The organism is Rossellomorea sp. FS2 (genome assembly GCF_047915635.1).
GTDB classification, from domain to species: domain Bacteria; phylum Bacillota; class Bacilli; order Bacillales; family Bacillaceae_B; genus Rossellomorea; species Rossellomorea marisflavi_A.
Genome location: NZ_JBLRVS010000005.1, coordinates 462,136 through 489,030 on the forward strand (window position 1 = coordinate 462,136; position 26,895 = coordinate 489,030).

32 protein-coding genes are annotated in these 26,895 nt (G+C 49.6%); 16 read left to right on the forward strand and 16 right to left on the reverse strand.

Annotated elements, in window-relative coordinates; translation table 11 throughout:
* Positions 1-149 precede the first annotated feature (149 nt).
* From ACNA6I_RS18765 to ACNA6I_RS18775, 3 genes are all read left to right on the forward strand, one after another.
* Entirely contained in the window at positions 150-272 is a 123-nt protein-coding gene (locus ACNA6I_RS18765) for a YuiA family protein (RefSeq protein WP_159129969.1), read from the forward strand.
* 152 nt (positions 273-424) lie between these two features.
* Complete coding sequence (locus ACNA6I_RS18770; RefSeq protein WP_048007019.1) at positions 425-742, forward strand: YuiB family protein; 318 nt, start codon at positions 425-427, stop codon at positions 740-742.
* A 148-nt stretch (positions 743-890) separates the two neighbouring features.
* Entirely contained in the window at positions 891-1,580 is a 690-nt protein-coding gene (locus ACNA6I_RS18775) for a 3D domain-containing protein (RefSeq protein ID WP_159129968.1), read from the forward strand.
* Between the two features lie 66 nt (positions 1,581-1,646).
* Here ACNA6I_RS18775 and ACNA6I_RS18780 read toward each other — a convergent pair whose 3' ends face one another.
* Both ACNA6I_RS18780 and ACNA6I_RS18785 read right to left on the reverse strand, forming a co-directional pair.
* On the reverse strand, positions 1,647-2,435 hold the full coding sequence (locus ACNA6I_RS18780; protein ID WP_367259021.1) for a cobalamin-binding protein: 789 nt from the start codon (positions 2,433-2,435) through the stop codon (positions 1,647-1,649).
* Positions 2,436-2,447: 12 nt separating this feature from the next.
* Positions 2,448-2,927 carry a divergent PAP2 family protein gene (locus ACNA6I_RS18785; protein WP_048007016.1) on the reverse strand — a complete coding sequence of 160 codons (480 nt, stop codon included), beginning with the start codon at positions 2,925-2,927 and terminating at the stop codon, positions 2,448-2,450.
* 156 nt (positions 2,928-3,083) lie between these two features.
* On the opposite strand from ACNA6I_RS18785, the gene ACNA6I_RS18790 reads away from it, so the two are divergent.
* Both ACNA6I_RS18790 and ACNA6I_RS18795 read left to right on the forward strand, forming a co-directional pair.
* Positions 3,084-4,586, forward strand: a complete 1,503-nt coding sequence (locus tag ACNA6I_RS18790; RefSeq protein WP_048013273.1) for a leucyl aminopeptidase — start codon at positions 3,084-3,086, stop codon at positions 4,584-4,586.
* Positions 4,587-4,822: 236 nt separating this feature from the next.
* On the forward strand, positions 4,823-6,139 hold the full coding sequence (locus tag ACNA6I_RS18795; RefSeq protein ID WP_048007014.1) for a Na+/H+ antiporter family protein: 1,317 nt from the start codon (positions 4,823-4,825) through the stop codon (positions 6,137-6,139).
* 131 nt (positions 6,140-6,270) lie between these two features.
* Here ACNA6I_RS18795 and ACNA6I_RS18800 read toward each other — a convergent pair whose 3' ends face one another.
* The gene (locus tag ACNA6I_RS18800) at positions 6,271-6,651 is read right to left on the reverse strand and encodes a hypothetical protein (RefSeq protein ID WP_148796512.1); all 381 of its coding nucleotides are present in this window, start codon (positions 6,649-6,651) and stop codon (positions 6,271-6,273) included.
* Positions 6,652-6,816: 165 nt separating this feature from the next.
* Here ACNA6I_RS18800 and ACNA6I_RS18805 point away from each other — a divergent pair, with 165 nt between their 5' ends.
* The 3 genes from ACNA6I_RS18805 (at position 6,817) to ACNA6I_RS18815 (ending at position 8,361) form a co-directional block, all read left to right on the forward strand.
* Positions 6,817-7,206, forward strand: a complete 390-nt coding sequence (locus ACNA6I_RS18805; protein ID WP_048007013.1) for a hotdog fold thioesterase — start codon at positions 6,817-6,819, stop codon at positions 7,204-7,206.
* Positions 7,207-7,261: 55 nt separating this feature from the next.
* Complete coding sequence (locus ACNA6I_RS18810) at positions 7,262-7,630, forward strand: DUF2188 domain-containing protein (protein ID WP_048007012.1); 369 nt, start codon at positions 7,262-7,264, stop codon at positions 7,628-7,630.
* Between the two features lie 104 nt (positions 7,631-7,734).
* Complete coding sequence (locus tag ACNA6I_RS18815) at positions 7,735-8,361, forward strand: nitroreductase family protein (protein ID WP_048007011.1); 627 nt, start codon at positions 7,735-7,737, stop codon at positions 8,359-8,361.
* Between the two features lie 283 nt (positions 8,362-8,644).
* On the opposite strand, the gene mnhG is transcribed toward ACNA6I_RS18815, so the two are convergent.
* From mnhG to ACNA6I_RS18850, 7 genes are read right to left on the reverse strand one after another with little or no spacing between them, the layout of a single operon-like run.
* Positions 8,645-9,004 (reverse strand): monovalent cation/H(+) antiporter subunit G, encoded by a 360-nt coding sequence (gene mnhG, locus ACNA6I_RS18820; protein WP_048007010.1) that lies wholly within the window; start codon positions 9,002-9,004, stop codon positions 8,645-8,647.
* Positions 8,988-9,224, reverse strand: coding sequence for a Na(+)/H(+) antiporter subunit F1 (locus ACNA6I_RS18825; protein WP_370294848.1), 237 nt, complete (start codon positions 9,222-9,224; stop codon positions 8,988-8,990). The genes mnhG and ACNA6I_RS18825 overlap by 17 nt, the downstream gene beginning before the upstream one ends.
* A 47-nt stretch (positions 9,225-9,271) precedes the next feature.
* Positions 9,272-9,748 carry a Na+/H+ antiporter subunit E gene (locus ACNA6I_RS18830; protein ID WP_048007008.1) on the reverse strand — a complete coding sequence of 159 codons (477 nt, stop codon included), beginning with the start codon at positions 9,746-9,748 and terminating at the stop codon, positions 9,272-9,274.
* Positions 9,749-9,755: 7 nt separating this feature from the next.
* Positions 9,756-11,237 carry a Na+/H+ antiporter subunit D gene (locus tag ACNA6I_RS18835; protein WP_048013270.1) on the reverse strand — a complete coding sequence of 494 codons (1,482 nt, stop codon included), beginning with the start codon at positions 11,235-11,237 and terminating at the stop codon, positions 9,756-9,758.
* Positions 11,230-11,571 (reverse strand): Na(+)/H(+) antiporter subunit C, encoded by a 342-nt coding sequence (locus ACNA6I_RS18840; protein ID WP_048007006.1) that lies wholly within the window; start codon positions 11,569-11,571, stop codon positions 11,230-11,232. Before ACNA6I_RS18840 ends, ACNA6I_RS18835 begins: the two co-directional genes overlap by 8 nt.
* A complete protein-coding gene (locus ACNA6I_RS18845) occupies positions 11,571-11,993 on the reverse strand; it encodes a Na(+)/H(+) antiporter subunit B (protein ID WP_048007005.1) in 423 nt (140 codons plus the stop codon). Before ACNA6I_RS18845 ends, ACNA6I_RS18840 begins: the two co-directional genes overlap by 1 nt.
* On the reverse strand, positions 11,990-14,395 hold the full coding sequence (locus ACNA6I_RS18850; protein WP_063191381.1) for a Na+/H+ antiporter subunit A: 2,406 nt from the start codon (positions 14,393-14,395) through the stop codon (positions 11,990-11,992). Before ACNA6I_RS18850 ends, ACNA6I_RS18845 begins: the two co-directional genes overlap by 4 nt.
* Positions 14,396-14,677: 282 nt before the next feature.
* Between ACNA6I_RS18850 and ACNA6I_RS18855 the strand changes: the two genes are divergently transcribed.
* Both ACNA6I_RS18855 and ACNA6I_RS18860 read left to right on the forward strand, forming a co-directional pair.
* Positions 14,678-14,923, forward strand: a complete 246-nt coding sequence (locus ACNA6I_RS18855) for a hypothetical protein (protein WP_048007003.1) — start codon at positions 14,678-14,680, stop codon at positions 14,921-14,923.
* 118 nt (positions 14,924-15,041) lie between these two features.
* On the forward strand, positions 15,042-15,617 hold the full coding sequence (locus tag ACNA6I_RS18860; protein ID WP_048007002.1) for a DUF5366 family protein: 576 nt from the start codon (positions 15,042-15,044) through the stop codon (positions 15,615-15,617).
* 50 nt (positions 15,618-15,667) lie between these two features.
* On the opposite strand, the gene ACNA6I_RS18865 is transcribed toward ACNA6I_RS18860, so the two are convergent.
* Entirely contained in the window at positions 15,668-17,518 is a 1,851-nt protein-coding gene (locus tag ACNA6I_RS18865; protein ID WP_048007001.1) for a transglycosylase domain-containing protein, read from the reverse strand.
* Positions 17,519-17,764: 246 nt separating this feature from the next.
* Between ACNA6I_RS18865 and kapD the strand changes: the two genes are divergently transcribed.
* The gene (gene kapD, locus ACNA6I_RS18870) at positions 17,765-18,385 is read left to right on the forward strand and encodes a 3'-5' exonuclease KapD (RefSeq protein ID WP_048007000.1); all 621 of its coding nucleotides are present in this window, start codon (positions 17,765-17,767) and stop codon (positions 18,383-18,385) included.
* Between the two features lie 40 nt (positions 18,386-18,425).
* On the opposite strand, the gene ACNA6I_RS18875 is transcribed toward kapD, so the two are convergent.
* On the reverse strand, positions 18,426-18,824 hold the full coding sequence (locus ACNA6I_RS18875; RefSeq protein ID WP_048006999.1) for a kinase-associated lipoprotein B: 399 nt from the start codon (positions 18,822-18,824) through the stop codon (positions 18,426-18,428).
* 95 nt (positions 18,825-18,919) lie between these two features.
* On the opposite strand from ACNA6I_RS18875, the gene ACNA6I_RS18880 reads away from it, so the two are divergent.
* The 3 genes from ACNA6I_RS18880 (at position 18,920) to ACNA6I_RS18890 (ending at position 20,573) form a co-directional block, all read left to right on the forward strand.
* Positions 18,920-19,636 (forward strand): peptidylprolyl isomerase, encoded by a 717-nt coding sequence (locus ACNA6I_RS18880; protein ID WP_416313956.1) that lies wholly within the window; start codon positions 18,920-18,922, stop codon positions 19,634-19,636.
* A 142-nt stretch (positions 19,637-19,778) separates the two neighbouring features.
* Positions 19,779-19,982: a hypothetical protein gene (locus ACNA6I_RS18885; RefSeq protein WP_048013266.1), complete on the forward strand. Its 204-nt coding sequence runs from the start codon at positions 19,779-19,781 to the stop codon at positions 19,980-19,982.
* A 78-nt stretch (positions 19,983-20,060) separates the two neighbouring features.
* On the forward strand, positions 20,061-20,573 hold the full coding sequence (locus ACNA6I_RS18890) for a superoxide dismutase family protein (RefSeq protein ID WP_048006996.1): 513 nt from the start codon (positions 20,061-20,063) through the stop codon (positions 20,571-20,573).
* Positions 20,574-20,610: 37 nt separating this feature from the next.
* On the opposite strand, the gene ACNA6I_RS18895 is transcribed toward ACNA6I_RS18890, so the two are convergent.
* Both ACNA6I_RS18895 and ACNA6I_RS18900 read right to left on the reverse strand, forming a co-directional pair.
* Positions 20,611-21,774, reverse strand: coding sequence for a MalY/PatB family protein (locus ACNA6I_RS18895; RefSeq protein ID WP_416313957.1), 1,164 nt, complete (start codon positions 21,772-21,774; stop codon positions 20,611-20,613).
* 93 nt (positions 21,775-21,867) lie between these two features.
* Complete coding sequence (locus tag ACNA6I_RS18900; protein WP_048006994.1) at positions 21,868-22,746, reverse strand: alpha/beta fold hydrolase; 879 nt, start codon at positions 22,744-22,746, stop codon at positions 21,868-21,870.
* Positions 22,747-22,877: 131 nt separating this feature from the next.
* On the opposite strand from ACNA6I_RS18900, the gene ACNA6I_RS18905 reads away from it, so the two are divergent.
* Together ACNA6I_RS18905 and ACNA6I_RS18910 are read left to right on the forward strand one after the other, a co-directional pair.
* Positions 22,878-23,378, forward strand: a complete 501-nt coding sequence (locus ACNA6I_RS18905; protein WP_048006993.1) for an Lrp/AsnC family transcriptional regulator — start codon at positions 22,878-22,880, stop codon at positions 23,376-23,378.
* Complete coding sequence (locus tag ACNA6I_RS18910) at positions 23,375-24,547, forward strand: aminotransferase (RefSeq protein ID WP_048013264.1); 1,173 nt, start codon at positions 23,375-23,377, stop codon at positions 24,545-24,547. The genes ACNA6I_RS18905 and ACNA6I_RS18910 overlap by 4 nt, the downstream gene beginning before the upstream one ends.
* A 159-nt stretch (positions 24,548-24,706) precedes the next feature.
* Here the strand turns inward: ACNA6I_RS18910 and ACNA6I_RS18915 are convergent, their stop codons facing one another.
* Complete coding sequence (locus ACNA6I_RS18915) at positions 24,707-24,919, reverse strand: helix-turn-helix domain-containing protein (RefSeq protein WP_048006991.1); 213 nt, start codon at positions 24,917-24,919, stop codon at positions 24,707-24,709.
* Positions 24,920-25,349: 430 nt separating this feature from the next.
* Positions 25,350-26,681, reverse strand: coding sequence for a sodium-dependent transporter (locus ACNA6I_RS18920; RefSeq protein ID WP_048006990.1), 1,332 nt, complete (start codon positions 26,679-26,681; stop codon positions 25,350-25,352).
* Positions 26,682-26,895: the final 214 nt, after the last annotated feature.

Below are 26,895 nucleotides of genomic sequence, written 5' to 3' on the forward strand. Positions count from 1 at the left end.
GCTAACAAACTTTTTGAAATATTGAGATATTTAAAGTAAACATAAAATGTATTCGCTTTCTTCGGTGTACATCCCCTCATAGGAACCTTTTCATGAATCGGAAAAGATGATATATTATCAGAAAATTAAGAAATCAAAGGAGAGATTCGATGAGAGCTGGTACAACGAAGACAAAATCATGTGAATACTGTTCGGGAAAAGGGTATTTCCAGCTGGTATTGGGCGGATCTGAAACCTGTCCTTGCTGCAGTGGAAGCGGCAAGCAAAAATAGTCCACCAGTTGTGGTGATTTTGTGAATAATGTCGAAATTTTCCTTCGTCTTATTGACGCTTCCATCAACATTCAGTACACTTAACAATAGTGTTTGGCTCCTATATCAGGCGTGAAACGCCAAGGGAGCCAGTGTTAGATGGGGGTGGGGAAATGCCAATACACGTCATCTTGATTTCAATGCTTCTGTTTCTGGTCCTGTTCTTCGGAATCGGTTTTTTGCTCAATATGCTGCTTCGAATGACATGGATCATGACCATCATCTATCCGATCATCGTCATTTTCATCGTGGATGAAGTGCGTTTCATCGACTATTTCAGAAACGCGGGGGAAGCGTTCCCTGAACTAGGGAGAAGGATCAGTCATTTGGCTTCTGCCGATCTGCTGATTCTTGGAAGCGGTTTAGTAGGTGCGGTCCTTTCAGGGATCGTCATGAGGATATTGAGATCAAAGGGATATCGAATGTTTTAAGACAGTCCGTTCGTCTGGGAGAATTCCGGATGGCGGGCTTTTTTCATGTTTTTTCGCTTCCAATTTTTGAGATAATTCGATTATTTTATCAATTTATGAATACATGCCCTCCAGGATGGGAAGGAATAAGGATGGGAGGAGTGTATACATGATTAAGAATTGGAGCAAACGACTTTTGATGGTCCTATTGTTCATTTTTGCCCTTGAGACGACATTCCAATCGGTATCGGGCGTCAAGGCGGCAACCCTCAAAGCGTGGTGGGAGACCCAGATGGAGAATGCCGGACGGGGGGAACACGAGATCAATCAATTAGGCATGACTGCAAAGGTCCTTAAGAAAGTGAGCGGTACCAAAACCCAGATTTCATCGAGTAAACCTGTGAAAGACAAACCAGTCACCCTGAACGGGCTGAATTGGGATCAATATAAGAAGCATACTGTCGTCGCCACGGGCTATACGGCAGGGGTGGAGTCAACGGGGAAGAGTCCCGGCCACCCGGGCTATGGCATTACATACTCCGGCGTCAAGGTGAAGCGTGACCTTTATTCGACCATAGCGGCTGACACGACGGTCTTTCCGATCGGGACGGTGCTGTACATCCCTGACTATGGATTCGGGGTGGTCGCCGACACCGGGAGTGCCATCAAGGGAAACAAGCTCGACTTGTACTATGATACAGTCGCTGAGGTGTATGCAGAGTGGGGGAAGAAAACCCTTGATGTATACATCATCGAAGTCGGTTCAGGTAAGCTCACAGAAGAGCAGCTGACCAAGCTGAATGAAAATAAAACGATGCAGGTATTCAGGAATCAAATCCTTTCACCTGAGAAAGAATGACTAAAGACAAGACCGGCAGGGGCTCCTGCCGGTCTTGTCTTGTGCGGGAATGATGGATCCCTCTGCTTACATATGGGCGTATTCGTCAGGATGCAGGATTTTTGCAAGCTTGACGGCACCTTTTAAAAGGAGTGGGGATGGCCTGCAGTAGAAGGCTTCCTCCAGTATGAGGATGCGTTCATCCTGAACGGCCTTAAGGGAGGTCCAGCCGGGTCTCTTTTTGATCAGTTCCGGTTTTACTTTATCCTGCCGCACGCCCACCCACGCGAGGCATATATAATCAGGATCCCTTGCCAGGACATCTTCCCAGTCTGTCTGGACGCTCGCCAGTTCGACGTCATGGAAGAGGTTTACGGCCCCGCACATGTCACTCAGCTCCGTCAGCCAGTTTGTCCTGCCGGGCGTGAAGACCGGCTTTGGCCACCATTCCCAGTACAACGAAGGGCGATTGGTGATGCCTTGACCGATGGCCTTCAATTCTTCGACTTTTTGAAGGAAGTGACCGCGCTTATTCAACACGTCGGATTCGTCCATTCTGCATGCGCGCCCGATGGAAAGGAGATCATCCGCTATATCCTTGAAGCTCTGGGGGTTCAGCGTAAGGTGGGGAATACCACGTCTCTCAAGCTCGTCGATATTCTTCTCCATTCCCGGTACGCTCAGCGATGCAAGGACAAGATCGGGTTGAAGGCTTTCGACCCGATCCATATCGATGGAAAGGTCGGGTCCGAGCCTTGGCAGGGATAAGACGGATTCCGGATGATCAGAGTAGTCATCAACCGCCACAAGGTGCGGGGTGAGGCCGAGCTCGTCGATCAACTCTGTATTATTGGGGCATATGGATATGAGGCGCATTGATCATTCCTCCTATTGAAACATGAAAAAGTGGATCAGCAGGGTAAGGACGATCCCGGTGATCCCACCGAAGAACACTTCGATCGGTTTATGACCGAGCAGCTCCTTCAGCTCTTTTCGCTTTTCCTGATCGGGTTTGTTTTGCCAGCCTTTGGCATCGGTCATGAACTTCTGGAAATCGCCCATGAGCCGATTGAGGACGATGGCTTGTTCACCCGCCTGTCTTCTGACCCCTGTCGCATCGAACATGGTGATGATGGCAAACATGGCGGCTACGGCAAAGACCGGGGAAGCGACTCCGCTTTCGATTGCCACGCCGGTTGAAAGGGCAGTGACGGCGGCAGAGTGGGAGCTCGGCATCCCGCCGGTCGACGTGATGAGCGACCAATTGAGTTCCCTGGTGGCGATGAACTGGATGGGAACCTTGACGAATTGGGCAAACAAGATGGAAATCAATGAAGCCCAAAGGGGAAAATTATGAAAGATCTCCATGGTAATGAATCCCATCCTTTCTAATGTTTTGAATACTCTGAGTTGCCTTCATTATACCATACCCTTCTTCACCCAACCTTAACTTCAAAACGCTTTTGCTTAGATAGTCGAAATGTTCACTCACACGGGCTATAATGGGGGAGGAGGTGTTGAACAATGAATCATGTAGTCAACAATAAACGTTTAACAGAAACAACAGGGGGATGCCTCATCGTCGGGGTGTACAATCAACCTGAATTCGCAGGAGAACTGAAAGAGCTTGATCAAGCCATGGGAGGCCATCTTACCCAGCTTGCCAAAGAGGGGGATATCTCTTCTACCGCCAAAAAAATCACCGTTGTACATACGCTGGGACAACTCCCTGTGAAACGGATTGTGTTTGTCGGACTTGGAAAGGCCAAGGAAGCGGTCTTCAATGATATGAAAGAAGCGTTCGGTGCGGCAGCCAAGAAAATCAAACAATTGAAGCTCTCTTCGTTCGCAGTGGCAATCGATACATTTGCAACGGATGAAGTTCCGGCAGAAGATGTGGCACATGCATGGGCAGAGGCCTTCACCATGGCAACTTATGCCTTCCACGGGTATAAGCAATCATCGAATGAGCAAAGCTATGAAGCTTCTGATATCGAGTTCATCACAGGTTCGGATGAAAAGGAAGTCCAAACGGCTCTGCAGGTGGGTACCGCATTCGGGAACGGCGTCAACTCGGCAAGGACCCTTGTGAACACACCTGGAAATCTCCTTACATCCACAAAGCTTGCCGAATATGCCCTTGAGCTTGCAAAGCGATATGATTTTGAAGCGGAAATCCTGGACAAGGAAGAAATGGAGCATCTGGGCATGGGCGCTTTATTGGCCGTCAATCAGGGTTCAGTCGAGCCCCCGAAGATGATCGTCCTTAAATATGCAGGCAAAGAGCAATGGGAAGACGTCATCGGTCTTGTAGGAAAAGGGATTACCTTTGATACGGGGGGATATTCCCTTAAACCGAAGGACGGCATCGTCGGCATGAAAACCGATATGGGTGGCGCAGCAGCTGTCCTTGGTGCCATGGAAATCATCGGGGAGACGAGACCTGAGCAGAATGTCATCGCTGTCATCCCTTCTACCGATAACATGGTGAGTGGTGCGGCATTCAAGCCGGATGACGTCATCACATCCATGAGCGGTAAGACAATTGAAGTGTTGAATACTGATGCAGAAGGACGCCTTGCACTTGCTGACGGCATGACCTATGCCAAGCATCATGGTGCAAATTATCTTGTTGATGTCGCGACGCTCACAGGAGGGGTCATCGTTGCATTGGGGGAAGATAAGACAGGTGCCCTTACCAATAACGAAGCTTTCTTTGAGCAAGTGCTGCTTGCCTCGGCTGAATCAGGCGAGTTCATCTGGCAGCTGCCGTACACGGAAGGGGATAAGAAGCGCGTGAGAAGCAGCAAGATCGCGGATCTGAACAACTCTCCGGGACGCGCTGGGCATGCCATCATGGGAGGCGGATTTGTAGGGGAATTCGCTGAAGGCACCCCTTGGGTGCATCTGGATATCGCGGGGACCGCTACGACCAACAAAGCATACGACCTCGGGCCTTCCGGTGCCACGGGCGTGATGGTCCGCACCCTTGCCCTGATGGTGGAATCCTTTGAACCTGCGAAATAATGACAAGGAAAGGCCGACAATCGTCGGCCTTTTTTCTATGGGTAAATGTGAAGCGCCATTCCAATCAGAATCGTCCCCCGGCGACAGGTTCGAATCCCGAGAAAGAGGGAAGAATAAAGAAAGGAATAATCGTTGACAAACGTCCTTTATGTTGATAAAGTAGAAAACGTGTTTTATCACTCTACCAATTTAGCAGACTAAAGCAACATGAAGATAGATTCAAGGAGGACATTGTTATGAACGCAGTTGTCATTGCCGTACTCATCATGCTCATACTTAGTTTACTGCGTGTGAATGTAGTTTTCGCCCTCATTGCCGGGGCGCTTGCAGGAGGGGTCATCGGGGGACTAGGCTTGAATGAAACGGTCTCGATCTTCTCCGAAGGTATCAGCGGAGGAGCAAATATCGCCCTGAGCTATGCCCTTTTGGGAGGATTTGCTGTAGCCATTTCGTATACAGGCATCCCGAATCTGCTGGTTGACTTCGTCTTGAAGATGGTCGGCCGGAACGGAGATTCAAAAAAGAAGAAATTATCGAAGGCGCTGATCGTATTCGCCATCCTGATCATGGCGTGTTTCTCTCAGAACGTCATCCCTATTCACATCGCTTTCATCCCGATTTTGATTCCACCGCTCCTGAAGGTGATGACAGAGCTTGAAATCGACCGCCGGTTGATTGCCACGGTCATCACGTTCGGACTGACGGCGCCCTATATCCTGCTTCCGGTCGGTTTCGGGCTTCAGTTCCACGAGGTCATTGCACAGAATATGGACAGGAGTGGAATGGCCATCGCCATGGGAGATATTCCGAAAGCCATGCTCATGCCAGTAGGAGGGATGGTTCTGGGACTTCTGTTCGCCGTCTTCTTCTCTTATCGCAAACCTCGCAGGTATGACGAGTCCAGGGAAGTGGTGGTAGAAGAAAAGGTCGAATACAGTAAGCAATCAATGATTCTCGCGGGGATTTCCATCATTGCGGCACTTGCGGTCCAGCTTCTGCTTGAATCCATGATTTTCGGTGCTCTTGCGGGAATTGCCGTCCTGTATGTGTCGGGTGCTATCAAATGGAAGGAAGCGGACGGCCTTCTTAACGATGGGATGAAGATGATGGCCTTTATTGGATTCGTCATGATAGCAGCCTCCGGGTTTGCAGCCGTATTGACGGAAACTGGTGATGTAGAATCCCTGGTGAAGGGAACAGCCGATGCCATCGGTGGGAATAAAGCCCTTGCTGCCCTTCTGATGCTCCTAGTCGGGCTGATTGTCACAATGGGGATCGGATCATCGTTCGCTACCATTCCAATCATTGCAGCGATCTTTGTTCCTCTCTGCATGGAGCTGGGATTCAGTGAGTTTGCGACAATCATCATTGTGGGAACGGCCGGGGCCCTCGGAGATGCCGGTTCACCTGCATCGGACAGTACACTGGGGCCGACCGCCGGTTTGAATGCCGACGGACAGCACAACCACATCTGGGATACATGTGTCCCTACATTCCTGCATTACAACATCCCTCTCGTGGCCTTCGGTTGGATTGCGGCCATGATCTTTTAAAGAGAATCTCTTCGGAGGTTCTTTTTTTTCGCCTTTTTCTTCCGGTTAAGCGGACCGGGCAGGTGACGTCCCGATACGTTCATAAAAGGGAAATGCCGAAGGGAGCCGGACCCGCGGCCTCCTTCGGCATTTCAAAACTCATTCCATTTGATGGAGACAATCAAATGACAGCAATCCACCTGACCTAATTTTTCGTCAAATACGAATCTGATGCCATCAGGATTGAAAGATACAACAGGCTGAACGCGTGTCGGGATCGTCTGAAGCAATTTATGTACTTCAGGCAGATTGGATTGTTGAGCGGCAGTCATGAGCTTAGAGGCAAGATCCCTTGAGCTGTTGATGCGCCCGAGGACCAGTTTGGCATCGTCCATCAGGGTAAGGGTTTTTCCTGCTGAAGCCATCAGCGTGTCAGGTACAGCTGCAGGCAGCACCCGCTTGTCAATGTGCTGCCCCATATAGGATTGGGGAGCCGGTCTGTTTGCATGAAAGGGATGGAATCGGTACATCATGGAACACTCCTTTCTCTGACATCATCTACGTAAACGTATGAAAGAGGCACTGCATTTATTCGTTCATCTTCCTGATACCTTGTGATAGGCTGAATGTATGCTTGTAAAGCAGATAAAGGATTTTGACAGCCAGGGTCGAAGTGTATGGGGAAGGGGTGAAGAAGAATGAATTTGGATCACACATTGATCAGTGCACTGGGGATTGATTTCATCACGGTTGAGAAAGGGAAAATCGTGGCGACGATGCCCGTCAATGAACAGACGAGGCAGCCTTTTGGATTTCTGCACGGAGGAGCATCCGTCGCTCTTGCCGAAACCGTGGCAAGCGTAGGGGCTGTGGAACTGATCGATCTCGATAAGGAGATATGCTTTGGACTCGAGATCAATGCCAATCACATCAAGGCAAAGAAAGACGGTGAAGTGACGGCGACGGCGACCGTCCTGCACCAGGGACGGACCACCATGGTATGGGACATCAAGATCACCGATGAGGCAAATGATTTAATCTGCGTGTCACGGTGTACCATGGCCGTGGTACCAAAAAAGAACGTTTAACCGTGACAGGTGGGGGAAAAGGTAATACAATCCCACTTACTACGGAGGTATGAATATGAGCTGGTCTAAACAAGATTATCCCGAGTCACTGAAGAATCTGCCCTCTGATGTCCGGAATAAAGCCATCGAGATAGGAAATGCGCTGCTTGATGAAGGATATGAAGAGGGCAGGGCGATCGCCATTGCCACAGATCGTGCCCACAAGTCCGAGGAAGGTACGCAAAGCGATAAGACAGAGTATCATGTCACAGTCCATGATGACGGCTGGCAGCTGAAAAAGGCTGACGGACAGCGGGCCATCATGGTGGAAGAGACGAAGGAAAAGCTGTTGGAGCGAGCAAAGCGATATGCAACAGATCATTCCGGCACCCTTGTGGTGTATAAAGAGGATGGATCGGTTGAAAATCATCTATACCAGCAATGAGGGAAGCTCCCGGAGACGGGGGCTTTTTCTATGGATTGATTTGACAATATTCTGCCTATTCGGTATAGTTATCTTGAATTCAAGATAAATGAAGGAGTGGGAGCATGGCCGGTTTTACAGAACTGATGAAAGAACGTCGCTCGGCATCGAATTTTCTGCCTGATCATCCGATCCAAACAAACGAATTTAATGAAATTTTTGAGTTGGTCAAGCTTTCTCCATCCGCGTTCAACCTTCAACATACGCGGTATATCGTCGTGACAGATGAGAGAGTGAAAGAGCAGCTTCAGGGTGCAGCCATGGGGCAGCATAAAGTACGTTCTGCTTCAGCGGTCGTCCTGCTCCTGGGGGATAAAAAAGCGTACGAATCAGCAGAAGAAATCTATCGGGGATTGAAGATGCTTAAAATCGTGAATGAAGAGGAATTCTCAGGTATGGTCGAGAATACCATCTCCTTCTATGAAGGGAAAGGTGTTGGATTCCAACGGGATGAAGCCATCCGTAATGCGTCTCTATCTTCCATGGTCTTCATGCTGGCTGCCAAGGAGAAGGGCTGGGACACGTGCCCGATGATCGGATTCGATCCGGATAAGGTCAAGGACATCCTTGATGTAGAAGATCAGTACGAGGTCGTCATGATGATCTCCATGGGGAAGGAAAAGAGAGAAAGCCGCAAACCCCGGGGCTACCGGAAGCCCGTCAATGAGTTTGTTACATATATCGGAAAATGAAAAAGAGGGTGGGTCAAAACGAAAAAGGTACCATAGATGAAGAACACGGTCAGCATAGGTTCTTTATACCGCTCATGATTTCCGCTTTCCGCAGGTAGACCGTGAGCCTCCTCGGCAAGCATAAGCTACTCTTTCCGCAGGAGTCTTCGTCTAGCACTCCAATCAACCGCTTGGATACAATGACGGCCATAAAACAAATTAAAAACCCGAATTCATTTGCCTGATCCCAGGCAATGAATTCGGGTTTTACTATGACTGAAACACGTTTGTCCCAGCCTCTCTTTTATGGATGCTGTCGGTCGTATTTTTCCTTGTCCTTTAAGTCATCGCGTACGCTCTTATCCCAGAGTTTCGCTCCTGAATGGTAGGCTGCACGGGCGATGAGGTGACCACCGACCGGCGCAGTGACAAAGATGAACACGATGGCCAGCAGGACCTTGGAGTTGAAGATGCCGTGCACGATGTAGAAATAAAGGAATGTTCCGAGCAGGATGCACATGATTCCGAGCGTGGCACTTTTGGACGCCGCGTGGTTCCGTGTATACACATCGGGTAGCCTGAGCACCCCGAAGGATGCCACGAGGCTCAGGAATCCGCCTGCAAGAAGGAAGAATCCGATGATATAGTTAACGATTTCGGTCACGTTCGATGATCGCTCCTTTCTCAAGGAATTTGGAGAATGACACCGTCCCGATGAAGGCAAGGATTCCAAGAAGCAGAATGACTTCAAGGAAGGCGTCAGAATCAATCAGCATGGAGACCAGTGCGACGATGGCAATCAGATTTACCCCTAGGGCGTCCAGCGCCACGACCCTGTCGGGGGTAGTAGGTCCCTTGATGACCCGGTAAATAAGTCCGAGCATGGAAAGGGACACACAGATCAAGGTGATACGGATGATGATCTCAAGCATCAGCGGCTCACCTCCATGATGGCTTTCTCGAAAGAGTTGCGGATATCATCGATGACCGCGTCTTTATCGGGAAGGTCGATGGCGTGCACATAGAGGATCTTCTTATCCATGGATACATCCATCACCAGCGTCCCCGGAGTCAGCGTGATCAGATTGGCCAGCAGGGTAACTTCCCAATCCTTTTTCAGCTTGGTTTCGTACGCAAAGATCCCCGGCTGAAAATCAAGTTTGGGCTTAAGGACCGTTTTCAGTACATCCACGTTCGCTTTGATCAATTCCTTCAGGAACAATAGTAGCAGGCTGATGGAAGCCACCACTCGCCATAGATAAAAGCGATCCGGGAAGAACCGTCTCATGGCAAGGATAATCAGCAAGCCGAGCAGATAACCGACAATGAATGAAGGAGCGGTAAAGGAGACGGATAGGAACATCCAGACAAATGCCAGGATGAAGTTCAATAAGATTTGAAAAGCCATGGTTACATCACTCCTTTAACACTGCGTCAATATAGATTTGCGGATCCACCAGTACTTCAGCCGCCTGGGAGAATAGAGGTCGTAGTGCATCTGCCCCCAAACCGTAGAACACCGAAAGGAGGACGAGTACGGCAGAAGTAGCCCACAGATAGCGAGCATGACCTTTGGAAATGCCTGTGTACTCTTTCGGGACGCCCCAGATTCCGGTCAGGAAGATCTTGATCACAGAGTAAAGGACGATCAGGCTGGAGGCGAGGATGACGAACGCCCCTACATAGAATTCCGAAGAGAAACTGCCCTTCAGGATCAATAATTTCCCGATGAAGCCGCTGAGTGGAGGAATTCCCGCCAGTGAGAACGCTGCTACGAGGAAGGTCCACCCAAGCCAAGGATACTCCTTGATCAGTCCCCCCATTTTCCGGACATCCGTCGTGCCCGTAATGGAAATCATAACGCCGATCAAAAGGAAGAGGGCGGCCTTGATGAGCATGTCATGAATGAGATAGTAGATGGAGCCTTCCATCGCTTCCCCGTTCATGGTGGAGATCCCGAATAGGATGACCCCGACGGCGATGACGATATTATAGATGATGATCTTCTTCACATCCCAGAACCCGATGGCCCCCACGCATCCGACAACGATGGTCAGGATTGCCAGTATGCCAAGCATTTCATGGGTGAACCCTGGATCATGATAGAAGAACAGGGTATAGGTCCTGATGATCGAATAGACGCCGACCTTGGTCAGTAACGCTCCGAATAAGGCCAGGATCGGTGTCGGAGGTGCGTAGTAGGAGCCCGGCAGCCAGAAGTAAAGCGGGAAGATGGCTCCTTTCAGACCGAACACAATCAAAAACAGGATGGCAATGGCTGTCAGGATGCCCGGTTGTTCCACGCTTGCAATCTTCTGGGAGATATCAGCCATGTTCAGGGTGCCGACGACTGAATACAGGTAGGCAACGGTGATGACGAACAGGGCGGACGAAATGACGTTCACGAGTATGTATTTGATCCCTTCGCGGAGCTGGACTTTTGTCCCGCCGAGGACGATGAGAACATAGGAACTCATGAGCATCACTTCAAAGAACACAAACAAGTTGAAGATATCTCCTGTGGTAAATGCTCCGTTTACCCCGACTAAAAGGAATTGGACCACAGGATAATAATAGAATCGTTCCCTGTCGCGTCCGATCGATTTAAAGGAGTAGAGGACCACCAGCAGTGTGATGATGCTCGTTGTGAGTACCAGAAGGGCAGAGAGCATATCGGATACAAGCGTGATTCCGAATGGTGCCGTCCAGCTCCCCAGGTTCAGGGTCTGGATTCCTTCCTTTGAAACCGTGATGACGAGGATGACGGATGCGATGACGGTCCCGATCGTGGAAACCGCTGCGATCGTCCGTTGCGTCTTCACCTGCTTGCTGAAGAACATGAGAATCGTTGCCGTGATAAGTGGTATGAGTATCGGTAGAATCAATAAATTAATCATTTCCTTCGTTTCCTCTCAACTGATCCATATTATCGGTACCGAGCTCCTGATAGGCCCTGTAGGCGAGGACCAGGAAAAAGGCCGTCACACCGAAACTGATGACGATCGCTGTCAGGATCAATGCCTGCGGTAACGGATCAACGTAGGATTCCGCATGCTGTCCGAGCAGCGGTGCTGCCCCCCTCTTCAGGCTGCTCACCGTCAAGATGAGGAGGTGGGCGCCATGGCTCAGGACAGCGGTGCCGATAATGATCCTAAGTAAACTTTTTGAAAGCATGAGATACACTGCACAGGTGAACAGGATCCCAATGACAATGGCCATTAATAATTCCATTAATCGCTCACCCCAATCGTTTGGATGATGGTCATCGTGACGCCGACGACGACGAGATACACCCCGGTATCGAACAGGACGGCCGTATGAAGGGACGTCTTGCCGAGGATCGGCAGGGTGAAATAGTCAAACGCGTGCGTCAGGAACGGTACATTGAACAATAGTGCCCCTGCTGCGGTACCGATGGCGAACAGAAGGCCGATCGCCGTTACGATCTTATAATCGATGGGCAGGATATTCGCAACCGTCTTCAAATCGAATGCCAGCAGCAGGAGGACGAGCGCCCCGGCTGTCATGAGTCCCCCGATGAAGCCTCCTCCCGGAGTATAGTGACCGGAGAAGAAGAGGCGCAGGGAGAACAGGATGATGATGAACACAGTCACTTTTGTTACGGTTTGGAGAATCACATCATTCGTCTTCATCCTTCATCCCTCCTTGTCAACCTCAGTTTGATCATGGCGAAGATTCCGAGGGATGCAATGGCAAGAACGCAAATTTCGAATAATGTATCGAATCCACGGAAGTCGACGAGGATGACATTGACCATGTTCTTACCAGCTGCTTCCTCGTAAACGTTTTTGATGTAATACTCTGAGATCGAATCAAATAGTTTTGTGCTGTAAGCCGAGATGGCAAACAGTGTCACGGTCACACCGACACCGAGGGCAATCAGTGCATTCCCGAGTTTGAAGCCCATGCGTTCTTCATGCCTGCTCAACTTTGGCAGGTGGTAGAAACAGAGCAGGAACAGGGCGACGGACACGGTTTCGATGACGAGCTGGGTCAGGGCAAGATCGGGCGCCCTGAACACCACGAAGAATAAGGATACCGTATAGCCGGTCGCTCCCAGCAGGATGATGGATGTCAGGCGTGACTTTGCGAAAAGGATCATGACAGTACTGACCACTAGGAGCAGCGCGACGGCCACTTCATAAATCCCGATCGGGGCCATTTCGTCCATCTCCAGCGAGAAGGCATTGTTATACCAAAGGCTGAAGAGGGAGATCCCGACGAAGAACGTAAAGATATAAACAAGATAGGTGCGAATAAACCCTGTCATATGTCCGTTCATGAAACCGTATGCGCCTCGTTCACTCCCTCGCAATCCCCCATCATATAAAGAATTAAGGGAAAGCTTTTGCGGGAATACACGATAGATCTTCTCCCATTTTGAAAGGGTGAGATATAAGATCACCCCGAAGGCAATGACGCCGATTGTCATGAACAGCTCCGGACTGAAGCCGTGCCAGAAGGAGATTTCCGTTTTCACGGTCTGTCCGTCGGCAATCAGACTTGGTACGATGGCTTCCACTGCAGGAGCCAGGATCCGATCCGATAGAATATTCGGGAAGAAACCGAATATCACGACAAGGGAAGCAAGGATGATCGGAGAAATCAGCATCCCGATCGGCGCTTCATGTGGTTTCTTTTCGAGCTTCTCAGGCTGGTACTTCCCTGTGAACGTCTTGAAGACGAGGATCATGCTGTAGACGAAGGTGAAGATGCTTCCCACCCAGGCCAGCACAGGGAAAAGCGCACCGAACGTTTCAAAGTTGAAGATATCAAGGCTGAGGACATTGATCATCCCCGTAAAGAACATTTCCTTACTAAGGAAGCCGTTAAATGGCGGTAGCCCCGCCATGGAGAATGCCCCGATGATGGCAATGGTGAAGGTGATGGGCATGAAGCTCATCAGTCCGCCTAGTTTACGGATATCCCTTGTCCCGGTTTCATGATCGACAATCCCGGCCACCATGAACAGGCTTCCTTTGAACGTCGCGTGATTGATCAAATGGAAAACGGCGGCAAGTGTTGCAGCCATATAAATGTTTTCATCGAGTTGATTGTAATGAAGCGCGGCTCCTCCAATGCCCAATAAGGACATGATCATCCCCAGTTGACTGATCGTGGAGAAGGCGAGGATTCCTTTCAGATCCTTTTGGCGGACCGCATTGAAAGAACCCCAGAACACGGTGAATAATCCAATTCCGCCAACGAGCCAGATCCACACACCTGAAGTGGCAAAGATCGGGCTCATCCTGGCAACGAGGTAGATCCCCGCTTTGACCATCGTTGCTGAGTGAAGGTAGGCACTGACAGGAGTCGGTGCTTCCATGGCATCAGGCAGCCAGATGTGGAAGGGGAACTGTGCTGATTTCGTGAATGCCCCCAGCAGGATCAGGATCAATGCCCCCATGAACAGCGGGTCCGTTACCAACTGATCGCTCATCCCCACAAGTTCCCTGATGCTGAATGTACCGCCCATGAGATAGAGAAGTATGATACCCCCAAGCATGGACAGGCCACCGAATACGGTGATGAGCATCGATTTTAGTGCCCCATATCTCGAACGCTCCCTCTGATACCAATATCCGATCAGCAAGAAAGATGAAATGGACGTGAACTCCCAGAACATATAAAGGGTGATCAGGTTATCCGAAAGCACGACCCCGAGCATGGCCCCCATGAACATGAGTAAATAGACATAGAAGTTATGTAGCTGTTCTTTCGCCTTGTCCAGGTAGTAGATCGAGTACAGGACGACAAGCGCCCCGATTCCTGTGATGAGCATGGCGAACAGGAGGCCGAGACCGTCCACATATGCGGTGAATTGAATACCGAAGGAAGGCATCCAATTGACGGTTTCCGTCACCGTTTCCCCGTTCTTCGTCAATGAAATGAAACGGAAGAAATAGACGAACAGGACCACTGGCAGTACAAGGACGAACCAACCGGTGTGAACCTTTCGGAACGCCTTATACAGGAACGGAATCAGTATGGCGAATAAAAAAGGCGATAAAATTGCCCAGTGTAGCAGTGTCAAAAAAAACCCCCCTTGAATACATCAGATTATGTAGGTAATTGCTGAATTAAAATAGTCACTAGAGCATTCTGCGACCGAACAGTGCACCTATTGAGCATTATAACGTAAAAAAAAGCACCTTGCATTAGTCGGCCGCCCATCATATAAGGGTTTTCACCCTTGTTATTAAATATGTAGAGAAACGGAAAATAACGTCGAAAAAAAAAGCACATTCCGTGCCGGAGATCATGTTTTCGAATAGTTTCTCACCAATGTGAGCATCCTATTCAAGAGGTGATATCCATGAAGCAAAAGTTGCTGATCGCCGGTGCCATTTTCACAGGATTGCTCATGATGGCAGTCGTGGTGGATTCAAGGGATCAAATCGATCTTGAATCGGTCGAAAGCGGGGAAGGGACGGACTATGTTCCGATCGGGTACGACCGGGGAGGCAATGCTGCGCCGGTTGAATTCAAGCCGCGTCAATACATTAAAGTAATCGATAGGGACAGTCATCTGATCCAATCGGACCTGCTGCACGACGAGTGAAGTCAACTTCTTGACAGTAGGGACTTTCGACCCGTACACTTGGTACCTTTACCCTTTTCAATCTGCTCATAAACGATTATGATGGGAATGCACAGATTGATCACGGGAGAGGTACTTTTTGAAGAATACATATTTAACAAGCTATCTGCCTATTTTGTCCATCCTTTTGTTCAGCCTGACGTTTTCGGTTTATGGGGTGGGTGTCTTCGAGACACTGTCCAAAAAGATCGGCGTCTATGCGGGAATGAGCGAATTCCTATCCGAGATGCAGCTGAAGCTGGCCATCCTAATCCTGCTTATGATGATCTTCTTTATGATCCTAGCTGCCCTGAAGCTCATCGCAGAGACAATCAACGGCATTTCCATGCTGTTCTTCTCGATTGACTCAGAGGGTGAACTTTATAATAAAGTCCGTCCGGGTTCGATGATTTATTTTATAGGAGGACTGGTTTCCGTCCTCAGCTTGCAATCATTCAAGGGATTGATCGGGATCTTCGTTTTGACCTCTGTGGTTTACTTTTTTTATTTTGTGAATAAAATCAGCTCTTCCCTTACCAAAGCTGGTATCCTCGGTGTCGTGAGCATGCAGCTTTTCTCATGGGCAGCCCTCATCCTGACCATTTTCTTTGTCCTCATTAAACTTTATAACGGCCTGATGGCGAGCCTTCCGATCATATCGGAGGTCAAGCTGTGAGCTAGAATGAAAAAACGGATATCCACCACACAGGGGATATCCGTTTTTATTTATTGCATGATCTGCTTCCAGATCCTGTGTCCGGGACGCAATGATTCAATGCTGCTCATATTTTCAGGTGTATCATGGCCGACCCAGACCCCTGTGGTGTAGCGATCGGTGAGACCCATGACCCAAAAGTCATGATACTGGTTCGTGGTCCCTGTCTTGATTCCCACATAGGATTTGGAGACATAGGCAGGCTTTCCGGTCCCTGTGACGGCTCCTTGATGAAGCAGGGATCTCATTTGTGAAGTGGTGGACTTCGACCATACTTCCGTGGCTTTATCCTTCCATTGATATAGGATGTTTCCTTCGGAATCCGTCACCCCGGTAATGGCCCTGGCCGGTGTATACTCCCCGTCGATGAAGGAAGTGTAGGCATCCGTCATCTCGAGGGGGCTCATCCCATAGGTGAATCCTCCGACGGAAGCGGCAAAGGTCTCATCCTCCTTGCTGACCTTTTGGAAATGGAACGGGCGGATGAACCCGAAGGCCTGATCGACGCCAACCTTTTCCATCATGCGAAGAGCCGGACCATTATATGATTGGGCGAAAGCCTGACTGATCGTCACCATGCCGGGACTCGCATTCCCGTAGTTCACGGGGCAGTATCCCTTGATGCAGTATCGATTTCCATCAATCGTTTGCTGCAGGGAGGGGTGCAGCTTCTCCATATAGGGACCATAGACCAGGAGCGGTTTGATGGCGGACCCGGGCTGCCTGAACGCCTGAAAGGCATGGTGGAAATTATATTCCTTATAGTTTTTGCCGCCTGTGATGGCAACGATCTTACGGGTCTTATTATCGATGGAAGCACTCGCTCCCTCAAGTTCCATTGATTCCAGCGTATCATTCAGTGCTTTCGTGCTTTTTTTCTGCATGGCGGGGTCCAGGGCGGTGTTGATGATGACGCCGGAAGAGATCACGGCATGGAACCGTTCATCCCATTCCTTCAGAATACCGTTTCGCTCTTCCTCAGATCCGGCATCTGCAAGCTCGGTGGCGAACCCTTCTTCTTCTCCGATCAATTCCTTCAGTTCGTGTTCAACAAAAAAGGCATAGTCCGGATACTCTTCGACGGCTTTTTTTACCTTCAAATGGATCGGGGTCTTTTTGATCTTCACGGCCTCTTTTTCCGTGAGCTTGTCCGATGTGACCAGCAGCTCGAGCAACCGCTCCTGACGCTTTTTCGTTTCATCGAAGTGCTTGATCGGATCATATTTTCCCGGATTATTCGGGATGGAGGCGAGGAAGGAGATTTCCCCCTGGTTTAGTTCGGTCACGGGCTTGCTGAAATAATACTGGGAAGCCGTTCCGATGCCGTACACGCCATTGCTGAAGTAAATCACATTCAAGTACATTTCCATGATTTCATCCTTGGTCAGATTTTTCTCGATCTGACCGGCGTAGAAGAGCTCGGTCAGCTTCCGGTTATATGTCTTTTCCTGACCCAGGTACATATTTCGGGCAAGCTGCTGGGTGATGGTGCTTCCTCCCTGCTTGATATGGGTGAAGACAAGGTTTTTCACCACGGCCCGGAGGATTGCTCCAGCATCGAATCCGACGTGTTCATAAAAATTCTGATCTTCACTCGTGATGATGATCTCCTTCGCGAAGTCCGGGATATCTTCGTCCTCCGTGTACAGGCGGAATGGACGGTTGATCTCGGAAAACACCCGTCCGTCCGCATCCTTCATCAGGGACGTACGGTTTACGTTCATCTGTTCCTTATTGACCTTTGATTCCAGTGCCTCTTGGAACTCACCGGCTTTCTTCACTTCCCCTGCTGAAAAAAACAAGGTAGTGAAAAAGATGGAAACGATACAACTGATGGCGATATATCCTGCAAAAGTTCTCATGAAACCCTCTACTTTTCTCGTAATCTTATTCTCCCATGATAATCCAATGGAACCAATTAATAAAGAAGCATTTCCCGGGAGTGGGTGGTTCTTTATACCCTGATCGCTTCATGAGTAAAGTTTCGGGGAGGGGCAAGGAAATAGTCATAATTCAGGAAATAAACATGATATAATAAAAGAATACACCATCAGGGGTCCCGCACAGGGATGGGATAACGGGATACAAACAAACAAGGAGGGGTTTCAATGGGAAGTGAGGGACAGCTTGTTTTCATTGATTTTGAGTTTTCAATGCCCGAGCGGCATAAGGTCCCGAAGGATTTTCATCCGGAAATCATTGAGGCCGGTGTGGTCGTGGTGAACGGAGGCAAAGTCATCGACACCTTTTCCTGCTATATCAAGCCGGTTTCCTTCCCAAGGCTTACAAATCGATGCAAGAGATTCTTATCCATCACTCAGGCCGATGTAGACGGGGGACGTACGTTTAATGAGATGCATGATTATTTCACGTCATTGGATCAATCCGGCGTGAAGGAAGTGGTCACATGGGGGAATATGGATATGAAGGTGCTCAGGGACAGTTGTGCACGCCTCGGGATGGCATTCCCTTTCCATGCACGATTCGTCGATCTTTCCATGGAATATAAACGATTCTTCGGTGACCAGAATCAGACGGGGCTGTGGAAGGCCGTACAGGAATACGGACGTGAGGGTGTTGGCAAGCATCACAAAGCTCTTGATGACGCCATGACGACCCAGCATATCTATCATCTGGTGGAAAAGGATAAGAAGTACCTCGAAAAAGCCGAGCCCACCACGATCGGGGACAGGATCGACCTTTCGAAATTCTATAACCAGCTTGCATGATGAAGGACCTGACCGCCGATGTGCGTTCAGGTCCTTTGTATTAGAATTCGATTCCGTACATCAAGGCATATTCCTTCTGGATTTCGGCCAGTGCTTCGAGGCTTTTTGCATCATGGGGCGTCGGATCGGCGGAGAGCTTCGCCTTAAGTTCCTTGAAAGCAGCAAGGAGTGATTCATTGTAATCAGGAATCGTCCCTTCATAGGGCTTGACCATTTTGTCCGGTATGTTGGACTGCTCACGGTAAGCTAGTGCTTTTCGCTCATGGAAAAGGGGAACGTCGATTTTCCCGGGGTTGTGAAGATCTCCCTGGCGCGGATGCTTCACAACGGCCAGTACCTTCACCACATAACTCCCCGGGCGTTCCCCGGTCACCTCTCCGATATAGGTGCCTGTCTTATAAAAGGCCGTGACATAATCACCAATTTGGATATTTTTCATAAAACCCCTCCTAACAGAAGATGAACTCGATTATAATAATAGGTGGAAATGTTTGAGAATACGCTATATACAATGTAACACGTGGAGGTACATATATGAAGAAGTGGTTTTTGGTCTTACTGGTGGGCCTGGCCCTCGTGCTGGCAGCCTGTGGACAAGGTAACGACAAAAGTTCAGAAAGCAAGAAAGAGTCCAAGAAGGAACAGGCGTCGGATGGGAACATTACTTATCCGCAGCTCACAAAGGAAGTGAAGGGGAATGAAAAGCTTGTGGAGATGAAAACCTCCATGGGAACGATCAAGATCAAGCTCTTCCCCGATCAAGCACCGAAAGCCGTCGAGAACTTCGTGACCCACAGCGAGAAAGGGTACTATGACGGACTCAAGTTTCACCGGGTCATCAATAATTTCATGATTCAGGGGGGAGACCCTGAGGGGAATGGAACCGGTGGTGAAAGCATCTGGGGGAAACCGTTCGAGGATGAGTTCTCAGAAGATCTCTTTAATCTACGCGGTGCCCTCTCCATGGCCAACTCCGGTCCCGATACCAACGGAAGCCAATTCTTCATCGTACAGAATAAAGCAGTCGATCCAGAGGTTGAGGAGCAGATGAAATCGGCTGGATTCCCTAAAGAGGTCATCGAAGCGTACATGAAAGACGGAGGTACGCCGTGGCTTGATCAAAAGCACACCGTCTTCGGTCAGGTGATCGAAGGCATGGACGTCGTGGATGATATCGCTTCGGTAGAAGTCGGAGAGCAGGATGCTCCGAAAAAAGACGTGATCATCGAAAGCATCAAAGTCGTGAAGTGACAGGGCCCGGAGAAATCCGGGTCTTTCTTATGCGGCGTTCAAGGGATTGTGACATTCCTTCCCAATCCGGCATGGTGAAGGGGAGGGAAGATTGCTATAATAAACATGACTGTAATCGCTTTAATTGGAAAGGAGCGTTTCCGTGATCTCATTTTTTGTCCTTAATCTATTCTTGTATTTTCCTGAAGATAAAAGTGAATATATCCCTGCGGGCATTACGATGTTCATTTTCATGATTGCCGCCGTCCTCACGTTCCGGCTGATCATCCGCATCTCGAAGCGTGAAGAGCTGAAGACGAAGAAGATGGAAGAGGAGGCAAGGGCATCCCGTCATCAAGAAGACTGACAAAAACGATCCATCTGCGAATACTTTTCTCCTGACTCGTCAACAATGATGAGGAGTATGAACGTGGAGGAACGGCAGATGAAACTATTCTTGATCGGAATCACGGCGCTTCTTTTGTCAGGATGCGTCCTGGAGGAACCGACGAAAGTGACTGTAGATATGAAGAACGGGGTCGGGGACTCCATCGGCACAGCGATCCTCGAGGAAACAGCAGATGGCGTGGAGATTGCCCTTGACCTTGAGGGGCTTCCGCCGGGGGACCTTGCCATCCATATCCATGAAAAAAGTGCATGTAAACGACCTGATTTTGCTTCGGCGGGAAATCATTTCAACCCCTTGGAAAAGAAACATGGACTTCTTCATCCTCAAGGTCCCCACGCAGGGGATCTACCCAATCTGATCGTCGGGGATGATGGGAGCGTGAAGGCAACGATCATGGCTCCTCAGGTGACCCTTTCAAAAGGCAAGACGTCCCTCATGACCAAGGACGGGACCTCGCTGGTCATTGACGAAAGCGCTGATGACGGCATGACCCAGCCATCGGGAGATTCCGGGGAGCGCATTGCCTGCGGGTCCATCGGGAAAAAATAAAAAAGACTGCCATTCATGGCAGTCTTTTTTTATTTGCTCATGTGAGGGCCGTTCTTAGGCGATCCAGTCCCTCAAGGAGCGTTTCTTTCGGGCATGCGATATTCATCCGCACGAACCCTTCTCCTCCTTGCCCGTATTTCGTTCCCTCTTCTAAGGCAAGCTTCCCTTTTCTCAGTAGACGGTCCTTCAGGTCTTCGTCCGAGAGTCCCGTTTCCCGGCAATCGATCCAGAGCAGATAGGTTCCTTCAGGTTCGACAAGATGCAAGGACGGAAGGTGTTCCTTCAGATAGGTTCTTGTTGTGGCGATGTTTTCCTCTAGATAAGCTAAGACGTCTTCCAGCCATTCTTCTCCGTGACGGTAAGCGGCTTCCATGGCACTGATTCCGAGGGCATTCAACGTAAAGAATCCCTGTTTGGCATGAATGCCAGCAATCTTATTCCGAAGCTCTTCATTTTTGGTGATCATGGCTGAAGCCTGCAGACCGGCCAGATTGAACGTCTTGCTCGGGGCGATGCACGTAATGATCGCATCCGGATCGCCTTCTTGAAGGGACGCAATCGGGATATGGCGGTGTGGGCGATAGATCAGGTCGGAGTGGATTTCATCCGAAGCGATGATAACGCCGTATTGCTTGCAGAGTGAAGCGATCCGGGTCAGATCTTCCTTCGTCCAGACCCGTCCCCCGGGATTATGCGGATTGCATAACAGGAACAACTTCACCCCATTTTGAAGGGCTTTTTCGAAAGCGGTGAAATCGATGGAGTACTCCCCGTTGCGATACACGAGCTGGGCGTTTTCCACCACCCGTCCATTTTCCTTCACCAGGTTGAAGAATGGCGGATAAACAGGTGATTGGATGAGTACTTTGTCACCAGGTTCTGTAAGGGCCTGGATGATCGTGGCCAGGGCGGGAACCACCCCGGGGCTGTACTGCACCCATGATGATTGGATCTCCCACCCATGCCTCTTGGCCATCCAATCCTTGATGGATCCGGCAGTGGATGCTCCTGCGTATGTATAGCCGAAAATCGGGTGTTCCATCCTTTTCTTCAAGGCTTCAATTACAGGTTCAGGAGGCGCGAAGTCCATGTCGGCCACCCACATGGGCAGCACATCCCCGTATCCGAAGACTTCTTTCGTCCTGTCCCACTTGACCGATGAGGAACCTCTGCGATCAATGACGTTTTCAAATGAACTCAAGTGAACTCCCCCTTACGAAATGTCGCTTTACTCTTCCATCATAAAAGCTCAGTGGAAAAGATGAAAATAATATGATTCAGCAGTCCCCTACCTTCATATATGGGAGGGGGAGAGGCCGAATTCGAACTCGGAAGTATTTGCTTCCGGAAGACCCTCTTCCACGAAGGACCGGATATGGGTCATGACCACATCGGGCTTTTCCTCTGGAACGAGATGCCCCGTGTCTTTCAGCACAATCAGGGAGGAAAGGGGAAGATCTTCATTCAATCGCCTCCCTGTCGCCACAGGCACCACCCTGTCATGCTCCCCCCATATGAGCAGGCAGGGAGTCCGGATAGCGGAGAGATCTTCTCTGGACAGGTCCCCTTCGCGGTCGCGGATCATCTTCGTGAGGGCTTTGAAGATATCATCCTGTAGAAAGGGCTTCATATACCCATCCATCATTTCCTCATCAATCATGGCGTGATCATATACGACATTCTCGAGATTTTTCCGGACTCCTGTCTTGGCGAGCCATTTTTTGATGTACAAATGAAAGTAAGGAGTACGGCTCAGGGTAAGCACGGGCCATGTGAACCGTTTCAAATAACCTGAACTGCAGAGCAGGATCCCTTTTTTAACGAGGGAAGGGGCCTTTTTCATGATATTCAAGGCGATCTGCCCACCCATGGAATGACCGGTGAGGTACACCTGTTGTATCCCCAACTGCCCGAGGAGATCGATGACGGTTTTGGCCAGGTTGTCGTATGAATAAATGAATCCCTTTGTCTTACTGCTTTTGCCGAAGGGAGGAAGGTCGATGGAGAGAACATTATAGGATGCCTTCAAGAGCGGATGAAGCTGCCTGAAGCTGAAGGTCGATGAAAGAAATCCATGAATAAGGACGAAGGTTTCGGAAGAATGCGGATGTTTATCGTATTCATAATAGATCTCGGCCCCGTTCAATCGGGCAAATTGTGCACGGTCGCTCATGATCGACACTCCTTTACGTTGTTCCAATTATTTTACCCGCTCCTTTCGTTTTAACACTCAGACTTTTAGGAGAAATGTGCTTGAGCTTCTGATATAATGAAACCATTTACAGGTGATGAGGAGGAAAAGTCATGCAGCTTAGAGATTGGGAACTGGATCTGTTACGGGTCCTTCAAAAGGATTCAAGGCTGACGTATGAGGATTTAAGCAAGATGCTTCAGGTGACAAAGGAAGAAGTGGAAGAGACGGTCGCAAGGATGGAAAAAGACCATATCCTCGTCCGCTACAATTCAGTGGTCGACTGGTCCAAAGTAGAAGGACATGAAGGTGTGACGGCCATGATCGACGTAAAAGTGGCGCCAAAAAGGGGTGTAGGCTTTGACGAAGTCGCCCAGCGCATCTATCGGTATAAAGAAGTCAAAAGCGTCTATCTCATGTCTGGAGCATACGATCTATCGGTGACGGTGGAGGGGCGCACGATGAATGAGGTGGCAAACTTCGTATCGGATAAATTGTCCACGATTGATTCCGTGCTTTCGACCACGACCCACTTTCAATTGAAAAAATACAAGCATGACGGCACCATCTTCGGGGATTATGAAGAAGATAAACGGATCGTGGTATCCCCATGACGACAAAAACGAGCTATGTATCCAAGTCTGTTGAGAAACTGAAACCGTCCGGGATCCGAAAGTTCTTCGATCTGGCCGCAGGGATGGAAGGCGTCATCTCCCTCGGTGTCGGTGAGCCTGATTTCGTTACTTCCTGGACCGTAAGGGAAGCGGCCATCCTGTCCCTTGAACAGGGCTATACTTCCTATACGGCGAATGCGGGGCTGTTCGATCTCCGGAAAAGGATTGCGGACTACATGAATTCCCGTTACCAACTTACCTATGACCCCGCGCATGAGATCATCGTCACGGTCGGGGCAAGTCAGGCCCTTGACATCAGCCTGCGCGCCCTTGTCGATCAAGGGGATGAGGTCATCATCGTCGAACCGGGGTTTGTTTCCTATGTTCCCCTGGTGGAACTCGCCGGTGGTGTAGCCGTGACAGTCAAGACGAAACCGGAAAACGGATTCAACCTGACTGCTGAAGAGCTTGAAGCGGCGATCACCGATAAGACGAAGGCGGTCCTGTTGTGCTCCCCCAATAATCCAACGGGAAGCGTGTTGGAGAAGGATGATCTCATCGAGCTCGCTGAGGTGATCAAGCGCCATGATCTTGCCGTCTTGTCCGATGAGATCTATTCCGAGCTTGCCTACGATGCCGATCATGTGTCCATCGCATCCCTTGAAGGGATGAGGGATCGAACCATCGTCATCAACGGATTCTCCAAAGGATTCGCCATGACCGGCTGGCGCCTTGGATACATCTGTGCTCCTGTTGAGATTGCGCAGGCACTCCTGAAGATCCATCAATATGCGATGATGTGCGCCTCCACGCCTGCGCAGTTCGCAGCCATCGAGGCGCTGGATAAAGGGATGGAGGATGTGACGGAGATGAAAAGGAGCTATCGCCACAGGAGGCATTATTTCGTCGACTCCCTGAATGAGATCGGCCTGGAATGCCATACCCCCGGCGGTGCGTTCTATGCTTTTCCTTCCATCCGGAAGACGGGACTATCCTCTGAGGAGTTTGCCGAGAAACTGCTCCTTGAAGAGAAAGTCGCCGTCGTGCCCGGAAATGTATTCGGGAAAGGCGGGGAAGGGTTTATCCGGTGCTCCTATGCCTCGAGCATGGAACAGCTCCAGGAGGCCGTGAAGCGCCTGAAACGATTCGTTGAAAACCATTCAAACTAAAGAAAGGCCGTACCGTGTAGGGTACGGCCTTTTGCATGCAAAAAAAAGGGACGCCTCAAAGGCGTCCATCAAAATGAAAACAAAAGGGGGAATACTTAGAAAGCTTATTTTCAGTATGACCAGGTTTTCACGGATCTATACCTTGCGTGGAAAAATGTTTCAGGAAGCAGGGGTCCTGTCTTCCAGGAGTGTAGAAGCAGGGACATCCAGGACCGTTGAAAATTTCAGGACAGTGGGAGTGTCGGGGATCTTTTCCCCCTCTTCGTATTTCATCAGTGAATTCGTCCCGATCCTTGCCTTCACCGCAAGTTCCTGCAGAGTCATTTGGCGTTCTTCGCGGATCCTCTTGATATTCTTACCGAAATGGGACATGGCGTCCTCCTCCTTTATATGAAAGCGGTTGATATCCTATATATTCAGTATACCATCATATGGAAAAAACGCGCACGTCCATGCTTGAACAATCTGTTACGGAATCTGATGAAAGCGGAGGGACTTCAGAGAGAGTTTGCCAGGCACCGAACGTCGGAATTGTGCCAGGCACCGAACGGCGAATTTGTGCCAGGCACCGAATGTAGGAATTGTGCCAGGCACCGAATGTCGGAATTGTGCCAGGCACCAAACGGCGAAATTGTGCCTGGCACCGAACGGCAAAATTGTACCTGGCACCAAACGGCGAAATTGTACCAGGCACCGAACCTCGAAATGGTACCAGGTACAATCCTATAATTTACCCCCATGACCCAATGCATAAAAAAACCCCGGGAAACCGCATTAAAAGCAGTCCCAAGGGGTTGGAAAATCAATTGGTAATGAGGATCAATATGATCGCAATGGGGACGAGAATGCGGATCAGGAGCATCCAGGCGTTGAACACGCCCCGTGAAATACCTGAACCCAACCTTACTTCGTCCCACACATCTTCCTTCTTCAGTCGATAGCCGATGAAGATACTGATCAGGAGTGCTCCGATCGGAAGACCGAAGTTCGAGGTGATGTTGTCTGCGAAGTCGAAGAAGTTCAGACCTGCAATTTTGATATCACCCAATACCCCGAAGGAAAGGGCGCTCGGAATCCCTGCTACAAAAGCGAGGATCCCCACCATCCACGAAAATTTCACCCGTTTTGTGGATGCTCCTTTTGATAAGCCAGCCACACCGATCTCCAGGATGGAGAATGCGGAGGTCAATGTCGCGAACAGGAGCAGGACCAGGAAGATCGTGAAGAACAGTCCGCCGAAGGCCATTTCATTGAAAACGGCTGGAAGTACGACGAAGGCGATCCCTGGACCCTGGTCGGGTTGGAACCCGAGGGCATAAACAGCCGGGAAGATCACAAGGCCCGCAAGCAGTGAAATCAGGATATTCAATCCCGATACGCTGAGGGCCGATTTCGGCATGCTGTCATTCTTCGGCAGGTAGGAAGCGTAGGTGACCATGACCGATAGTCCGACTGTGAGAGCGAAGAAGGCCTGTCCCATGGCAAGGAGGACCGTCTTTCCAGTAAGCTGGCTCCAGTCAGGAAGAAGAAGGAAGCGAACTCCTTCCATGGCACCGTCCAGCGTCAGGGCCCGGATGACGAGAACGAAGAATAAAATGAATAATGATGGCATCATATACCGGCTCGCCCGTTCGATCCCTTTCTGTACGCCTCCCTGTACGACCATAATGGTCATGATCATGAAGACGCCCTGTGCAATCAGCACCTCCCATGGATTCGATATGACACTTTCAAAGAGCGCCGAATATCCTTCCTGGGTTTTCCCGCTCAAAGAGCCCGTTACACTTCTCCAAAGGTAGGATAAAATCCAGCCTCCGACGACACTATAAAAAGATAGGATGATGAAGGAAACGATGGTTCCTAAGTATCCTATGAGATGCCAGTATGAATTGGGAGCAAGTTTTTTATAGGAAGTAATCGCATCTGCACCAGCTTTGCGTCCGATGATGAATTCCGCCAGCAGGATCGGTGCCCCGATCAGGACGGTGAAGAGGATGAAGAGAAGGAAGAAGACACCTCCACCATTTGCCCCGGCCATATAGGGGAATTTCCAGATGGCGCCCAGTCCGATTGCGGAACCTGCGGCAGCCAGGATGAAGCCAAGTTTAGAAGTCCATTGTTGTTTTGCAGCCAATTACAGCTCCTCCTTTCAAAAAAATAAGATTTTTCAATCGTACTATGTTTTCATACCCATGTACACTGGATTTTGAAATTTTCAATTTATAAGTGATCTGGGTTTAACTGACAGAAAAGTGGATAAAATATGGGTGTGATTCCACTTATTATGCATGAAAACGGTTCACCTTATTACTTTTTCACTAAATTATTGAAAATTTTAAAAAAATCAG

Bases quoted from the DNA above. Each gene is read 5' to 3' on its own strand.
- ACNA6I_RS18830 (WP_048007008.1), bottom strand. From the start codon at position 9,748: ATGGCTTTTCAAATCTTATTGAACTTCATCCTGGCATTTGTCTGGATG.
- ACNA6I_RS18865 (WP_048007001.1), bottom strand. From the start codon at position 17,518: ATGAGAACTTTTGCAGGATATATCGCCATCAGTTGTATCGTTTCCATC.
- ACNA6I_RS18875 (WP_048006999.1), bottom strand. From the start codon at position 18,824: ATGAAAAATATCCAAATTGGTGATTATGTCACGGCCTTTTATAAGACA.
- ACNA6I_RS18785 (WP_048007016.1), bottom strand. From the start codon at position 2,927: ATGGAGATCTTTCATAATTTTCCCCTTTGGGCTTCATTGATTTCCATC.
- ACNA6I_RS18805 (WP_048007013.1), top strand. From the start codon at position 6,817: ATGAATTTGGATCACACATTGATCAGTGCACTGGGGATTGATTTCATC.
- ACNA6I_RS18900 (WP_048006994.1), bottom strand. From the start codon at position 22,746: ATGAGCGACCGTGCACAATTTGCCCGATTGAACGGGGCCGAGATCTAT.
- ACNA6I_RS18840 (WP_048007006.1), bottom strand. From the start codon at position 11,571: ATGGAATTATTAATGGCCATTGTCATTGGGATCCTGTTCACCTGTGCA.
- ACNA6I_RS18855 (WP_048007003.1), top strand. From the start codon at position 14,678: ATGAAGCAAAAGTTGCTGATCGCCGGTGCCATTTTCACAGGATTGCTC.
- ACNA6I_RS18770 (WP_048007019.1), top strand. From the start codon at position 425: ATGCCAATACACGTCATCTTGATTTCAATGCTTCTGTTTCTGGTCCTG.
- ACNA6I_RS18790 (WP_048013273.1), top strand. From the start codon at position 3,084: ATGAATCATGTAGTCAACAATAAACGTTTAACAGAAACAACAGGGGGA.
- ACNA6I_RS18845 (WP_048007005.1), bottom strand. From the start codon at position 11,993: ATGAAGACGAATGATGTGATTCTCCAAACCGTAACAAAAGTGACTGTG.
- ACNA6I_RS18810 (WP_048007012.1), top strand. From the start codon at position 7,262: ATGAGCTGGTCTAAACAAGATTATCCCGAGTCACTGAAGAATCTGCCC.
- ACNA6I_RS18915 (WP_048006991.1), bottom strand. From the start codon at position 24,919: ATGTCCCATTTCGGTAAGAATATCAAGAGGATCCGCGAAGAACGCCAA.
- ACNA6I_RS18835 (WP_048013270.1), bottom strand. From the start codon at position 11,237: ATGATTAATTTATTGATTCTACCGATACTCATACCACTTATCACGGCA.
- ACNA6I_RS18825 (WP_370294848.1), bottom strand. From the start codon at position 9,224: ATGCTCGGACTTATTTACCGGGTCATCAAGGGACCTACTACCCCCGAC.
- ACNA6I_RS18890 (WP_048006996.1), top strand. From the start codon at position 20,061: ATGAAACTATTCTTGATCGGAATCACGGCGCTTCTTTTGTCAGGATGC.
- ACNA6I_RS18765 (WP_159129969.1), top strand. From the start codon at position 150: ATGAGAGCTGGTACAACGAAGACAAAATCATGTGAATACTGTTCGGGA.
- ACNA6I_RS18775 (WP_159129968.1), top strand. From the start codon at position 891: ATGATTAAGAATTGGAGCAAACGACTTTTGATGGTCCTATTGTTCATT.
- ACNA6I_RS18795 (WP_048007014.1), top strand. From the start codon at position 4,823: ATGAACGCAGTTGTCATTGCCGTACTCATCATGCTCATACTTAGTTTA.
- ACNA6I_RS18905 (WP_048006993.1), top strand. From the start codon at position 22,878: ATGCAGCTTAGAGATTGGGAACTGGATCTGTTACGGGTCCTTCAAAAG.
- ACNA6I_RS18910 (WP_048013264.1), top strand. From the start codon at position 23,375: ATGACGACAAAAACGAGCTATGTATCCAAGTCTGTTGAGAAACTGAAA.
- ACNA6I_RS18800 (WP_148796512.1), bottom strand. From the start codon at position 6,651: ATGATGTACCGATTCCATCCCTTTCATGCAAACAGACCGGCTCCCCAA.
- kapD (WP_048007000.1), top strand. From the start codon at position 17,765: ATGGGAAGTGAGGGACAGCTTGTTTTCATTGATTTTGAGTTTTCAATG.
- ACNA6I_RS18815 (WP_048007011.1), top strand. From the start codon at position 7,735: ATGGCCGGTTTTACAGAACTGATGAAAGAACGTCGCTCGGCATCGAAT.
- ACNA6I_RS18880 (WP_416313956.1), top strand. From the start codon at position 18,920: ATGAAGAAGTGGTTTTTGGTCTTACTGGTGGGCCTGGCCCTCGTGCTG.
- ACNA6I_RS18780 (WP_367259021.1), bottom strand. From the start codon at position 2,435: ATGCGCCTCATATCCATATGCCCCAATAATACAGAGTTGATCGACGAG.